Annotated in this window: 12 protein-coding genes; 4 read left to right on the top strand and 8 right to left on the bottom strand. The window is 70.6% G+C overall.

Annotated elements, in window-relative coordinates; translation table 11 throughout:
- Nucleotides 1–87 precede the first annotated feature (87 nt).
- The 3 genes from OQ02_RS27185 to OQ02_RS27175 all read left to right on the top strand — a co-directional run bounded on the left by OQ02_RS27185 (nt 88) and on the right by OQ02_RS27175 (nt 3030).
- A complete protein-coding gene (locus tag OQ02_RS27185; RefSeq protein WP_033441524.1) occupies nt 88–876 on the top strand; it encodes a slipin family protein in 789 nt (262 codons plus the stop codon).
- Between the two features lie 95 nt (nt 877–971).
- Entirely contained in the window at nt 972–2762 is a 1791-nt protein-coding gene (ctaD, locus tag OQ02_RS27180) for an aa3-type cytochrome oxidase subunit I (protein WP_033441421.1), read from the top strand.
- Nucleotides 2722–3030: a Scr1 family TA system antitoxin-like transcriptional regulator gene (locus OQ02_RS27175; RefSeq protein ID WP_331281555.1), complete on the top strand. Its 309-nt coding sequence runs from the start codon at nt 2722–2724 to the stop codon at nt 3028–3030. The genes ctaD and OQ02_RS27175 overlap by 41 nt, the downstream gene beginning before the upstream one ends.
- Nucleotides 3031–3080: 50 nt before the next feature.
- On the opposite strand, the gene OQ02_RS27170 is transcribed toward OQ02_RS27175, so the two are convergent.
- The 4 genes from OQ02_RS27170 to OQ02_RS27155 form a co-directional block, all read right to left on the bottom strand.
- Nucleotides 3081–5018, bottom strand: coding sequence for a vWA domain-containing protein (locus OQ02_RS27170; protein ID WP_033441419.1), 1938 nt, complete (start codon nt 5016–5018; stop codon nt 3081–3083).
- The gene (locus OQ02_RS27165; RefSeq protein WP_033441418.1) at nt 5015–6400 is read right to left on the bottom strand and encodes an AAA family ATPase; all 1386 of its coding nucleotides are present in this window, start codon (nt 6398–6400) and stop codon (nt 5015–5017) included. The genes OQ02_RS27170 and OQ02_RS27165 overlap by 4 nt, the downstream gene beginning before the upstream one ends.
- 68 nt (nt 6401–6468) lie before the next feature.
- Nucleotides 6469–7329 carry an aminoglycoside phosphotransferase family protein gene (locus tag OQ02_RS27160; protein WP_033441417.1) on the bottom strand — a complete coding sequence of 287 codons (861 nt, stop codon included), beginning with the start codon at nt 7327–7329 and terminating at the stop codon, nt 6469–6471.
- Nucleotides 7330–7441: 112 nt separating this feature from the next.
- On the bottom strand, nt 7442–8728 hold the full coding sequence (locus OQ02_RS27155; protein ID WP_269321645.1) for a glycoside hydrolase family 6 protein: 1287 nt from the start codon (nt 8726–8728) through the stop codon (nt 7442–7444).
- Between OQ02_RS27155 and OQ02_RS46775 the strand changes: the two genes are divergently transcribed.
- Complete coding sequence (locus tag OQ02_RS46775) at nt 8721–8930, top strand: hypothetical protein (RefSeq protein ID WP_269321644.1); 210 nt, start codon at nt 8721–8723, stop codon at nt 8928–8930. The two genes, OQ02_RS27155 and OQ02_RS46775, sit on opposite strands and share 8 nt — an antisense overlap.
- Nucleotides 8931–9419: 489 nt before the next feature.
- On the opposite strand, the gene OQ02_RS27150 is transcribed toward OQ02_RS46775, so the two are convergent.
- The 4 genes from OQ02_RS27150 to fabI all read right to left on the bottom strand — a co-directional run bounded on the left by OQ02_RS27150 (nt 9420) and on the right by fabI (nt 12595).
- Nucleotides 9420–10217 (bottom strand): hypothetical protein, encoded by a 798-nt coding sequence (locus OQ02_RS27150; protein WP_033441416.1) that lies wholly within the window; start codon nt 10215–10217, stop codon nt 9420–9422.
- A gap of 32 nt (nt 10218–10249) precedes the next feature.
- The gene (locus OQ02_RS27145) at nt 10250–10723 is read right to left on the bottom strand and encodes a YcxB family protein (protein ID WP_033441415.1); all 474 of its coding nucleotides are present in this window, start codon (nt 10721–10723) and stop codon (nt 10250–10252) included.
- Entirely contained in the window at nt 10720–11748 is a 1029-nt protein-coding gene (locus OQ02_RS27140; RefSeq protein WP_033441414.1) for a ferrochelatase, read from the bottom strand. Before OQ02_RS27140 ends, OQ02_RS27145 begins: the two co-directional genes overlap by 4 nt.
- A 79-nt stretch (nt 11749–11827) precedes the next feature.
- Nucleotides 11828–12595 carry an enoyl-ACP reductase FabI gene (gene fabI / locus OQ02_RS27135; protein ID WP_033441413.1) on the bottom strand — a complete coding sequence of 256 codons (768 nt, stop codon included), beginning with the start codon at nt 12593–12595 and terminating at the stop codon, nt 11828–11830.
- Nucleotides 12596–12671: the final 76 nt, after the last annotated feature.

Below are 12671 nucleotides of genomic sequence, written 5' to 3'. Positions count from 1 at the left end.
AACGACACTAACTCCCCTACCGGACGGTGGACGAACGTCCGCCTGGTGGGACGGCGGGCGTACCCTCTGACCAGGGAGATGGTCGCGATGGTCCTCGACATCGTCATCGGCGTGCTCGGTCTGGTCGCGCTCGGGCTCGCGGGCAGCGCACGCGTCGTGAAGCAGTACGAACAGGCATTGGTCTTCCGGTTCGGCAGGGTGCTGCCGTCGTTGCGCGGACCCGGGTTGACCATGGTCGTGCCGGGCGTCGACCGGCTCCGGAAGGTGAACCTCCAGATCGTCACCCAGCCGATCCCGGCGCAGGACGGCATCACGCGCGACAACGTCACCGTGCGCGTGGACGCCGTCGTCTACTTCAAGGTGGTCGACCCGGTCCGGGCGGTGGTCAGCGTCGAGGACTACCGGTTCGCCATGCTCCAGGTCGCGCAGACGTCGTTGCGCTCGATCATCGGCAAGAGCGAGTTGGACGACCTCCTGTCCAACCGGGAACGCCTCAACCAGGGCCTCGAGCTGATGATCGACAACCCGGCGCTGTCGTGGGGCATCGAGATCGACCGGGTCGAGATCAAGGACGTGGCGCTGCCGGAGAGCATGAAGCGGTCCATGTCGCGGCAGGCCGAGGCGGAGCGGGAGCGGCGGGCCCGGATCATCACCGCGGACGGCGAGCTGCAGGCGTCGAAGAAGCTGTCCGAGGCGGCGGTGGCCATGACCCAGGCGCCCGCCGCGCTCCAGCTCCGGCTGCTCCAGACCATCGTGGAGGTGGCCGCGGAGAAGAACTCGACGCTGGTGCTGCCGTTCCCGGTGGAGCTGCTGCGCTTCCTCGAACGAGCGTCGGGCGCGATAGAACAGCAGGTCAAGCGCCCCGAGGTCGACTGAACGCCGGTCCCGCGCGTTTGCCGCGCGCGTCCGACCGGAGGAACATGTGGCTTGGCTCACGTCGTCGGGACGTCGTCGGGACGAGGGAGGCGGGGATGACCGCGCTCAAGCCGGAACCCGTGATCACCCACCCTGGTGCGGCCAGGCGACGGTCCAAGGGCGCCGTGTTCCTGAGTCTGCTCAAGACGACGGACCCGAAGCAGATCGGGCTGCTCTACCTGTCGACGTCGTTCATGTTCTTCATGGTCGGTGGCCTGATGGCGCTGCTGATCCGGGGCGAGCTGGCCCGGCCGGGGCTGCAGTTCCTGTCGACCGAGCAGTACAACCAGCTGTTCACCATGCACGGCACGATCATGTTGCTGCTGTACGCGACGCCGATCCTGTTCGGGTTCGCGAACTACATCCTGCCGTTGCAGATCGGCGCGCCGGACGTGGCGTTCCCCCGGCTCAACGCGTTCTCGTACTGGCTGTACCTGTTCGGCGGGCTGACCGTGATGCTCGGGTTCGTCACGCCGGGCGGCGCGGCGGACTTCGGCTGGACCGGCTACACGCCGTTGAGCAGCGCGGTGCACGCGCCGGGCGTCGGACCCGACCTGTGGATCATGGGCCTGGCCGTGTCGGGGCTCGGGACGATCCTGGGCGGGGTCAACATGGTGACCACGGTGTGCTGCCTGCGCGCGCCCGGCATGACCATGTTCCGGATGCCGATCTTCACCTGGAACATCTTCGTCACCAGCCTGCTGATCCTGCTCGCGTTCCCGATCCTCACCGCGGCGCTGATGGGCCTGGCCGCCGACCGGCACCTGGGCGCGCACGTGTTCGACCCCGCGAACGGCGGCGTGATCCTGTGGCAGCACCTGTTCTGGTTCTTCGGGCACCCCGAGGTGTACATCGTGGCGTTGCCGTTCTTCGGCATCGTGTCGGAGATCTTCCCGGTGTTCAGCCGGAAACCGCTGTTCGGCTACAAAGGGCTGGTGTTCGCCACGTTCGCCATCGCCGCGCTGTCGGTGGCGGTGTGGGCGCACCACATGTTCGCCACGGGCGCGGTGCTGCTGCCGTTCTTCTCGCTGATGACGTTCCTCATCGCGGTGCCGACCGGGATCAAGTTCTTCAACTGGATCGGCACCATGTGGAAGGGGCAGATCACGCTGGAGACGCCGATGCTGTTCAGCGTCGGGTTCCTGATCACGTTCCTGCTGGGTGGGCTGACCGGCATCATCCTGGCGTCGCCGCCGCTCGACTTCCACGTCACGGACACGTACTTCGTGGTGGCGCACTTCCACTACGTGCTGTTCGGGACGATCGTGTTCGCCACGTACGCGGGCATCTACTTCTGGTTTCCCAAGATGACCGGGCGGATGCTGAACGAGCCGCTGGGCAAGCTCCACTTCTGGACCACGTTCCTCGGCTTCCACCTGACGTTCCTGATCCAGCACTGGCTGGGCAACATCGGCTTCCCGCGCCGGTACGCCGACTACCTGCCGTCCGACGGGTTCACCCTGATGAACACCATCTCCACGGTCGGGGCATTCCTGCTGGGCGCGTCCGTGCTGCCGTTCGTGTGGAACGTGCTGCGCAGCTACCGGTTCGGCGACCCGGCGGAACGCGACGACCCGTGGGGTTTCGGGAACTCGCTCGAATGGGCGACGACGTGCCCGCCGCCCCGGCACAACTTCACCGAACTGCCCCGGATCAGGTCGGAGCGGCCCGCGTTCGAACTCCACTACCCGCACATGGTGGAGCGGATGCGCGACGAGTCGCACTTCTCGCTGACCCGCCCCGGCAAACACCGGGTGGAGCCGGACACGGCGACGGAAAGGGCCCTCGCGCCGACCGAGCGGGAGCGTGAGACGAAGAGTGAGATCAGGGAGGAACGGGAAGACTGAGCCGGCCGGGACCAGGGTCGACGGGCGCGACTCGTCCCTGGCCTACGTGGAGACCGACACGGCTACCGTGTTCCACGACGCCCCGGACGCCGTTGCCGCCTACGACGCCAGGATGCGTCACCTGGCCGACTCGGCCCTCACCTCCGCCCAGTCCCGCGACGCCTTCGCCCGCTGGGCCGACACCTACGACCGGCAAGCCCGCCCCCACCAGGGACGAGTGGTGCCGACCCACCTGTCCGCAGTGCGACGCTGCCTGGCGGGCGGCTGAGGGATTCCGGGGTTTCCCCGGCCGAGGTCGCCGCAGGTGGGCCGGCAGGGTCAGTGACGGCGCTTGCGGGAGCGCAGGTAGTCGCTGACCACGGCCGCGCCGAGGCCGTCCTCCCCCGGCGCCACGACACGGCCACCCGAACGGCGGGCAACGGTGTCCACGAACGCGGTCAGCCTCGGGTCGTCACCGAGCCGGAACACGGTGATCGACGCGCCCAACCGGGCCAGGGCGTCCACCTCCACCAACGTCTTGCCGAGGGTCCGGTCCAGGGGCGGGTAGTGGAACTCGGCTTCGCCGGTCGCCTCCAGGTGCGCGGTGGGTTCGCCGTCGGTCACAACCAGCACCACCGGCTGGGCATCGGGGTGCCTGCGGACGTGCCGACCTGCCAGCAACAGCGCGTGGTGGAGGTTGGTGCCTTGTTCCCAGACGCCTTCCAGCGCGGTGAGCCGGCCGATGTCGACGGTCTCGGCGTGCCGGCCGAACGTGATCAGCTCCAGCGCGTCCGTCCGGAACCTGGTCCGCACCAAGTGGTGCAGCGCCAGCGCGGTGCGCTTCATCGGGACCCACCGGCCGTCCTGCACCATCGACCACGACGTGTCGACGCACAGCGCGACCGCCGCGCGCGACCGCTGCTCGGTCTCGCTGACCTCGACGTCCACCACGTCCAACCGCACCGGGCCACCGGCCGACCGCAGCACGGCGTTCGTCACCGTGCGCGGCACGTTCCAGGGCTCGGTGTCGCCGAACTGCCACGGCCGCGTCGACCCGATCAGCTCACCCGCCGCACCCGCCGACGAGTTGTCCCGCTGCCCCTGCTGCCGCGCGCTGTCGATCACGCCGCGCAACGCCGTCTCCCCCAACCGCCGCAACGCCTTCGGCGTCAACCGCAGCGAACCGTCCGGCGCGCGTTCCAGCAGGTTCTGCGACCTCAACTCCCGTTCCAGCTCGGCCAGCCGCCGCGCGTCCACCCCGGCCTCGTCACCGAGCTGCCGGACCAACGCCTCCAGGTCGATGTCCTCCAACCTCGCACCGGGGTACGACTGGGACAGCTGCTCGGCCAACGCGTCCAGCTCGGCCAGGTCCGCCATCGCCTGCGCGCCCTCGCCCAACCCCATCGGGTTGTCGCCCCGGAACCGCGCCGAACCGGTCCAGTCCTCACCGGGCCGCAGGCCCTGCAACAAGGAGTCCAATCGGGACAGTTGCGATCCGACACCCGAGTCGCCGAAAGCCTGCTGCGACAACGCCGACAGCTCCTGGCGCTGCTGGTCGGTCATCGAGTTCATCATCCGCTGGGCGGCGGCCGACCGGGCGGCGAGCGCGTCGATCAGCTCCTCCACCGACCTCGGGTCCTCCGGGAAGAACTCGCCGTGCTCGCGCATGAACTCCGCGAACCGCTCCGTCGTGTCATCGCCCTGGGCGTGGGCGGCGAGCAGGGCGTTCAGGTCGCCCAGCATGGCTTGGATGCGCTGCACGTCCTCGGGCCGGACGTTCTCCATGGCCTGCTTCATGCCCTGGAACCGCTGGTCCATCAGCTCCCGGCCGAGCAGGTTCCGGATCTGCTCGTAGGACTCCCGGGCCTGTGGCGAGCGCCAGTCGTACTCGGCCAGCTCGCTCACCGCCGCCGCCGTCGACTGCGGCAACGCGTCCAGCGTGGCCTCGCGGAACCGCGCGTCGTCGTCCGGGTCCGGGAACAGCGCCGCCCGTTCCGCCGTCACCGCCTCGTCCAGCAGCCGCTGGATCTCCTGCAGCGTGCCGTCCAACCGGTTCCGCCTGGTCAGCGCGGCGCGCTTCTGCCACAGCCGCGCGGTCAGGTCGTCAAGGCCACGGGTGCCGGACGTGCCCCGGCGCAGCAGCTCGCGCAGCGCCGACTCGGGCGACGCGCCCTCCATGACCTCGCGGCCCAGCTCGTCCATGGCGGCACGCAGGTCGGTCGGCGGGGCCAGCGGGTCCGGCCCGTCCGCGTACCGGCCGTACCGGTAGGTGCTCATCCGTACACCGTCCGGTCGTCGTCGCTGTCCTTGGCCAGCCGGCGGGTGAGGTAGAGCGATTCGAGCGCCAGCTCCACGGCCGACGCGATCCGCCCCACCGGGTCCTTCGGTCCCGCGCCCACGCGCTCCGCCACCTCGTGCAGCACCGGCAGTTCCGGCAGCGCGGCCAGCAGGTCGCCCGCGTGAACCCGTTCACCGGTCGCGACCGGGTGCCCGTCGGACACCAGCTCGGCCAACGGCCGCAGGTTGATCCCGGCGAACGTCGACCGCGCCGTGTCCGCGGTGGCCCGGCGCAGCAGGTGGACCAGCACCTCCTGCTCGCGGCCCTCCTCGCCGGCCTCGAACTCCAGCTTGCCGCGCAGCACCTCGGGCACCGAGTCCAGGTCGACCGGGCGGGCGATCGGCGGGTTCTCCCCGATCAGGGCGCTGCGACGCAGGGCGCTCGCCGCCACCGTCTCCGCCGCCGCGACCGCGAACCTGGCCGACACGCCGGAGCGCTGGTCGATCGCGGACGACTCGCGCAGGTGCCGCACGAACCGGGCGATGACCTCCAGCAGGTGGTCGCCGACCTCCGCGACCAGGTCCGCCTCCTGGCGCACCAGGTCGATCTCGGCGCCGATCTCCAGCGGGTAGTGGGTGCGGATCTCGGCGCCGAACCGGTCCTTGAGCGGGGTGATGATCCGGCCGCGGTTCGTGTAGTCCTCGGGGTTGGCGGTGGCGACGAGGAGGACGTCCAGCGGGAGCCGCAGCGTGTAGCCGCGGATTTGGATGTCGCGCTCCTCCATCACGTTCAGCAGCGCGACCTGGATGCGTTCGGCCAGGTCGGGCAGCTCGTTGACGGCGATGATGCTGCGGTGCGAGCGGGGCAGGAGGCCGTAGTGGATGGTCTCCGGGTCGCCCAGGCTGCGGCCCTGCGCGACCTTGACCGGGTCGACGTCGCCGACGAGGTCGCCGACGCTCGTGTCCGGCGTGGCGAGCTTCTCGGCGAACCTCTCGTCGCGGTGCTTCCACTCGACGGGCAGCTCGTCGCCGAGCTCCCGGGCGCGGCGCTTCGACTCGGGGGTGATCGGGTCGAGCGGGTGCTCGTTCAGCTCGGCGCCCGCGATCACCGGGGTCCACTCGTCCAGCAGGCCGACGAGGGTGCGCAGCAGGCGCGTCTTGCCCTGGCCCCGTTCGCCGAGGAGCACCACGTCGTGGCCCGCGAGGAGGGCGCGTTCCAGCTGCGGGAGGACGGTGCGGTCGAACCCGACGATCCCGGGCCACGGGTCGCGGCCTTCCCGGAGCGCGGCCAGCAGGTTTTCCCGGATCTCGGCCTTCACCCCGCGCGGCAGGTGGCCTGCCGCGCGGAGGGCGCCCGCGGTGGTGGGGAGTTCGGAAGTCACCCCACCGAACCTACGCACCGATCGGTCGTCGGTCGACGTAGAGCAGCTCCACCCGCGGGCGGAGCCGATCAGCGGGCGAGGGCGAGCAGTTCGGTGAGCGCGGCCTCGTCGTCGAGGTAGGCGAGGGCGTTCACCGGGGCCAGCGCCCGGCACCACTCGTGCAGGCGGTCGGGGTCGAGGTCCGCCGCCTCGGCTACCCGCTTGGCGCGTTCGGCGACGCCTTCACGGCCGGCCGCGTCCAGCACGTAGTCCACGACGTCGAAGCACGGGTCGCCGACGCACGCCCGCGGGTCGATCGCGATCAGGCCCCGCGGACCACCGTCCAGCACGTTGCCCAGGTGCAGGTCACCGTGCAGCAGCACGCGCGGCTGGGTGTCGAGCAGGGCGCGGCAGCGGTCACGGGCCCGGTCCCACATCGCCGGTGACACGTGCGCGGCGACGACCGGGTCCGCCAGGCGACGGCCGATGCGGGTGTAGAACTCCTCGCACCGGGCCCGCAGCTCCAGCCAAGGCCCACCGGAGTCCGGCACGGTGTGCAGGGCGGCGGCCAGCCCGGCCCACTCCTCGGGCGTCGGCGGAACCGGCAGCTCGTCGGCCATCGTGCCCGGCCGGATCGCCTCCATCAGCAGCACGCCCTCGTCCTCCCCCAGCACGGCGGGCACCCGACCGGACGGGGCGAACAGCCTCAGCACCGCCGCCTGCTCGGCCAGGAAAACGGCGTCCGGGCTGAGTTTCAGCGCCGCCGGAGCACCGTCGGACCGCGCACAGGACACCACGACCGATGACGCGCCCTGCGGCGTCATCCCGCCGAGCGTGAGATTCCACCGTGAAGCGACCGAAGCCGCCTGCTCCGGCACGCGCGCGCACCACGGCGCGACCGACGGACCGAACCGGAGCGCCAACCGCGCGGTGATCTCTTCTACGTCCACCGACGCACGGTAACCGCGCCCGCAACCGGATAAACGCCCGTAGGCGGCGCCCAAGTGGACGCCGCCTACGGAGTGCAAGAGCTGTTCAGTTGTCGTACCAGTCAGCCGGTGGTCACAGCGCCGGGTAGGCGTTGGCCATGAGCTCCTGGAACTGGGCCGAGAACCAGTGGCCCGACAGCGGGGCGTTGGCCAGGGCGCCCGAGGGGTTGTTGCCGTTGCGCACGTTGCCACCGTAGGTCGGGTCGCACATGCGGTCGAAGCCCTTGCCCTCGGGGTTCGGGATCTCCTCGCTGGCACCGTCGGACTCGCCCGGCGGCTTGATCCAGACGTAGGCGTCGATGTTCGGCTTCGGAGCGGCCTTCGGACGCTCGCCCAGACCGGCACCGGCCTGGTTGCACCAGTTGCCCTTCTGGTAGCGGCGGTCGATGCGCGACTCGTTCACGTAGTCGTTCGCGTTGGTCGCGGTCGACTTGGCGGTGGGCCGGTTCGGGCCGCCCCAGCCGTTGCGCGAGGTGTCGATCAGCATGCCGATGCCGCTGTCGAAGCCCTGCTTCACCAGCTCGGCGCGCATGCCCTGGGCGAAGCCCACCTCACCGTTGAAGTCGTTCCAGTCGACCCAGGTCGCGGATTCCTTCACCGGGCGGCCACCGACGAGGTCGTCGACCGTCCAGAACGGCTCCTCCAGCGCGGAGTAGTTCGCCGTGTTGGTGATGAAGCCGTGGATCTTGTCCTTGGTGGCGCCGTTCTTGCCCAGGAGGGACGCGAACGTCTTCGCCGCGGCGTAGAAGTTGTCGTACTCCGGAACCGTGTCGCCCCAACCGATCCAGCCGTGGTGGCCGGAGTCGATGTAGTTGTAGACGTTGGCGATGGCGCCGAGCTTGCCGACGGCGTACGAGACACCCTCGACGTAGTTGCCGTTCGCCTTCATCGCGTCGCAGTTCGCCACGGCGGTCGGACGCGGCGACACGTTGGTCACCAGGTTCGGCAGCGAGTCGATCTCGATGACCGGGACGATGCGCAGCTTCGAGTACTCCGGCCGCGAGACGATGCTCACGATCGGGTCGATGTACTCGGTCTTGTACCGGCCGATCTCGGTCTGGCCGAGCTCACCGTTCGACGCCAGCGCCGCGCAGTCGCGACCGGGCAGGTTGTAGACCACGAACTGGAAGACCAGCTGGCCGTCCGAACGGGCGGCGCGCTGCTTCTCCGCCTCGTCCAGGTGGTCCGCAAGGCCCATCGTGCCGGTGGTCGGCGAGTCGTTGCCCTCGATCGCGCTGATCCGGTCCAGCCAGACACCGGTCGGCTGGTTCGCGATCCGCGAGCCACCCGGCTCGGCCGAGGCGAGACGCGACCACTGCGGGTTCACGTACACGCCGGCGCCCACGTACGGGTTGTCCACCTTCGGACCGCCCGGGTTGTTGGACGTGGTGGTCGTCGTCGTGGACGTGCTCGTCGTGGTCGACGTCGACGTCGACGTCGAGGTCGTGGTGCTGATGTTCCCCGTGCAGATCGTCCCGTTCAGCTTGAACTGCGTGGGAGCGAGGCCACCACCCCGGCTACGGACAGGGCCGCCACCGAGGTCACCGCCAATGCTCCGGTGAGTTTCCGGGACCGTACAAAAGTGCGCAGACTCATGCATCGCCTCCTTGCGTGCAACCCGCCATCTGGGAGCGCTCCCAGGCCAAACGCCGAGTCGGGATTCGACGCGAGACCGAAACAGCTGGGGACTGGGAGCGCTCCCAGACGAACGGTAACGCATGACACGTCGTGTTGACGAGGGGTTGACCTGCACTTAATCCAGCGCTATACCCGTGCGCGTACCGCCGCCCCGAACGCGCTGACCTGCGGTTTGCAGTACTTCACACGCCGATGCGATTGCCGTGCGGAAGCGCGCCGGAATCGATTCGGACGGCAAACGGATGCCGCGCCGATCGCCTGTTCGGCCTATTACGAGCGCCGATCCAGGACACTTCACCGTCGACTTCGAAAATACTTCCGCGGATGTGAACGACGCGGCGGTACCGGTTTCGGACCGCAAATATTTCGCCGTTCATCGAATGGGTGTCGAATATTCGACGACCGCCATCGACCTAATGGCGGCCGGCGCCTTGATCCGACAGGACCCGGACGGCTTCGTCCACGGCCGCGAGCCGAGCCCGCCGCACCGCCTCGGACAACGGCCGCAGCGCTTCGTCCCGAGCCCGCGTGGCGGTGGCCGAGACGGCGCTGCCGGGCGCGTCGGACGCCGCCACGGCGAGGATCGCGGCCACCTCGGCGGCGCGCTGGAGCACGCGCAGCGCTCGCGGCGGCATCCCCGCCGGCCAGTCGACCTTCGAGTGCTCCGCGGACAGCTCGGCGATCTCGGCCCGCACGTTCGGCCGGTGCCGCGCCACGTCCAGCGTCACCAGCGCGGTGGCCGCCTCGCGCATCGCCGACGCCAGGCCGTGCTCCGCCTCCCCGATGGGCACGTGCTCGCCACCGGGCGCGGACGGCAGGTCGAACACCGTCCACCGCATCACGCCGTCGGCCACCAGCGCGGGCACCAGGCCGACGCCGACATCGGGCAGCACGGCGGCCTGCCCGGCGCGCAGCGCGCACTTGGACAGCGGCCCGCTGCCACCGAGGCCGCGGACGTCGCCGGGCACGGGGATCACCAACCTCGCCGTGGTGGGGGAGGCGCGGCGCAGCGACGCCAGCAGCAGGGCGGGCCCCACCGGGACCTCGTCGGGGCCGGGCAGGTCGAGAGCGGTCGCGGTGCCGTCGTCATCCGCGGCCACTTCGTGCAGCTCGGCCCAGAACCCCAGGGCGTCGAGGACGTCGTCGGCCGCAGCCGCACCATGCAGCCAGGCTGACGTCCAGACGACCAGCGTCGCACTCGCACAGGACACGCCTACCGAGGGTACGCGGCCGTTCGGCCGCGTCAGGCCTCCGGGCCGACGTGTTCCACGAGCAGGGAGCGGAACGCCGCCGCCGCTTCGTCGTCGGCGAACGCACGGCGCGGCACGGCGTACACGGCCGTCGTGCCGGTCTTGAGGACGAAGCCGCGCGCCGTCTCCGCCCAGCCGGGCAGTTCGGCCCAGTTCAGCTCGCTGCGCGCCGCCTCGCCGACGGACATCCGCAGCGAGTGGGCGTCCGCCGTGCCGGTGACGGTCTTGGCCGCCAGCGGGTGGTTGTGGAAGTTCACCGCGGTGCCCACCGGGACGAGTGCGACGATGATCACAGCGAGGACGAGCCCGAACACGCCCGCCCACGTCATGCCCATCGCCAGCACGACGACGCCCAGCACGCCGAGCGCCGCGGCGAACCACGGCGCCCACCGGTACAGCGGCACGGCGATGCGCAGCGCGTCACGCCAGTCCGCGGGCCGGGGCGACCAGCTGAAGTCGACGCTCACCGGCCCGCTCCCGGCCGCTTCGCGGGCTCGCAGCAGCGCGTGGCGCAGAACGCGCCGTTCGTGGTGCAGCCGCGGGCCGGGAAGCCCGACAACTTGCGCACAGGCCCGTCGGACACCTGCTCGGCGACCAGTTCGGCCACCAGCTCGGCGAACCTGGGGTCGTCGTTGGGCGTGCCGGCGCGGGCGAAGCCCATGCCCAGCTCCTGGGCGCGCTCACGGGCCTCGGTGTCGAGGTCCCACACCACTTCGAGGTGATCGCTGACGAACCCGATGGGGCACACGACCACGTTCCGCACGCCCTTGTCGTACAGGGCTTCGACGTGGTCCACGATGTCCGGTTCCAGCCACGGGACCTGCGGCGGACCGGACCGCGACTGCCACACCACGTCGAAGTCGGCCACGCCGACGGCGGCGGCGACCAGCCGGGACGCCTCGGCGACCTGCCGGGAGTAGAGGTGGCCGCCGTCCTCGGGCGGTCCGGCGGCCTTGTCCGCCGCCACCGGCACCGAGTGCGCCGTGAACACCAGTCGGTAATCCGCTTCGGACAGGCTTGCCGCGGCGGCGCGCACGGCGTCCGCGAACGACTCCACGAACAGCGGGTGGTCGAAGAACTGGCGCAGCTTCACCAGTTCCGGCGCGTCCTCGACGGCCGCACGGGCCCGGAGGATGTCCTCGTCGTACTGCCGGCACGCCGAGTAGCCGCCGTAAGCGCTGGTCGGGAAGACGAGCGCGCGCCGGACACCGGCGGCCTTCATCTCGGCCAGCGCGTCCTCGACCATCGGGTGCCAGTTGCGGTTGCCGAAGTAGATCGGCAGGTCGACCAGGCCGCGCACGGCCTCGATCGCGGCCCGGTTGAGCGCGTTGATCGGCGAGACGCCGCCGAAGTGCTGGTAGTGCTGCTCGACCTCGTCCAGCCGCTCGGGCGGCACACCGCGACCGCGGGTCACGTTCTCCAGGAAGGGGCGGACGTCCTCGGGTCCTTCCGGTCCGCCGAAGGACAGCCAGAGCAGCGCGTCGTAACTCACCCTGACATCCTCGCGCCGGTGCGCGGAAGCCGCTCAACCGGGTCGGCGTGACCGTTCACACGCCGACCCGGCTGCCGGGTCAGAACCCCAGGAAGTGCACGCCGCCGTCGACGAACACCATCGAGCCGGTGGTGGCCGGGAACCAGTCGGACAGCAGCCCGCACACCGACTGGGCGACCGGCGTCGGGTCGTCCACGTTCCAGCCGAGCGGCGCGCGCTCGGCCCACAGGGACTCCAGGTCGGCGAAACCGGGGATCGACTTGGCGGCCATGGTGCGCACCGGGCCCGCCGAGACGAGGTTCACCCGGATGCCCTGCGGCCCGAGGTCGCGCGCCATGTACCGGTTGATCGACTCGAACGCCGCCTTGGCCGCGCCCATCCAGTTGTAGGCGGGCCACACCTGGCGGGCGTCGAAGTCGAGGCCGACCACCGACGCGCCGCGGCCCATCAGCGGCAGCGCCGCCTGCACCAGCGCCTTGTAGGAGTACGCCGAGACGTGCATGGCCGTGGCCACGTCCTCCCACGGCGCGTCCATGAACGGCGCGCCGAGGCACGACGGCGGCGCGTAGCCGATGGCGTGCACCACGCCGTCGAGACCGTCCACGTGCTCGCGCACCCGGTCGGCCAGCGAGTCCAGGTGCTCCTGGTTCTGCACGTCCAACTCGACCACCGGCGCGGTCTGCGGCAGGCGCTTGGCGATGCGCTCCACGAGGGTCATCCGGCCGAAACCGGTCAACACGACCTGCGCGCCCTGCTCCTGCGCGACCCTGGCCACGTGGAAGGCGATCGACGCGTCCGTGATCACCCCGGTGACCAGCAGCCGCTTGCCTTCGAGCAGTCCCGTCACTGAAACGTCCTCCGGAATGTTGTGCTTGGTGTGGCTGTGTACTCGGTGGGGAGGCGTGGGGTTCAGCGCCTCGGCG

Source organism: Saccharothrix sp. NRRL B-16314 (assembly GCF_000716595.1).
Taxonomy (GTDB): Bacteria; Actinomycetota; Actinomycetes; order Mycobacteriales; family Pseudonocardiaceae; genus Actinosynnema.
This window is presented reverse-complemented; position numbering and strand designations above follow the sequence as displayed.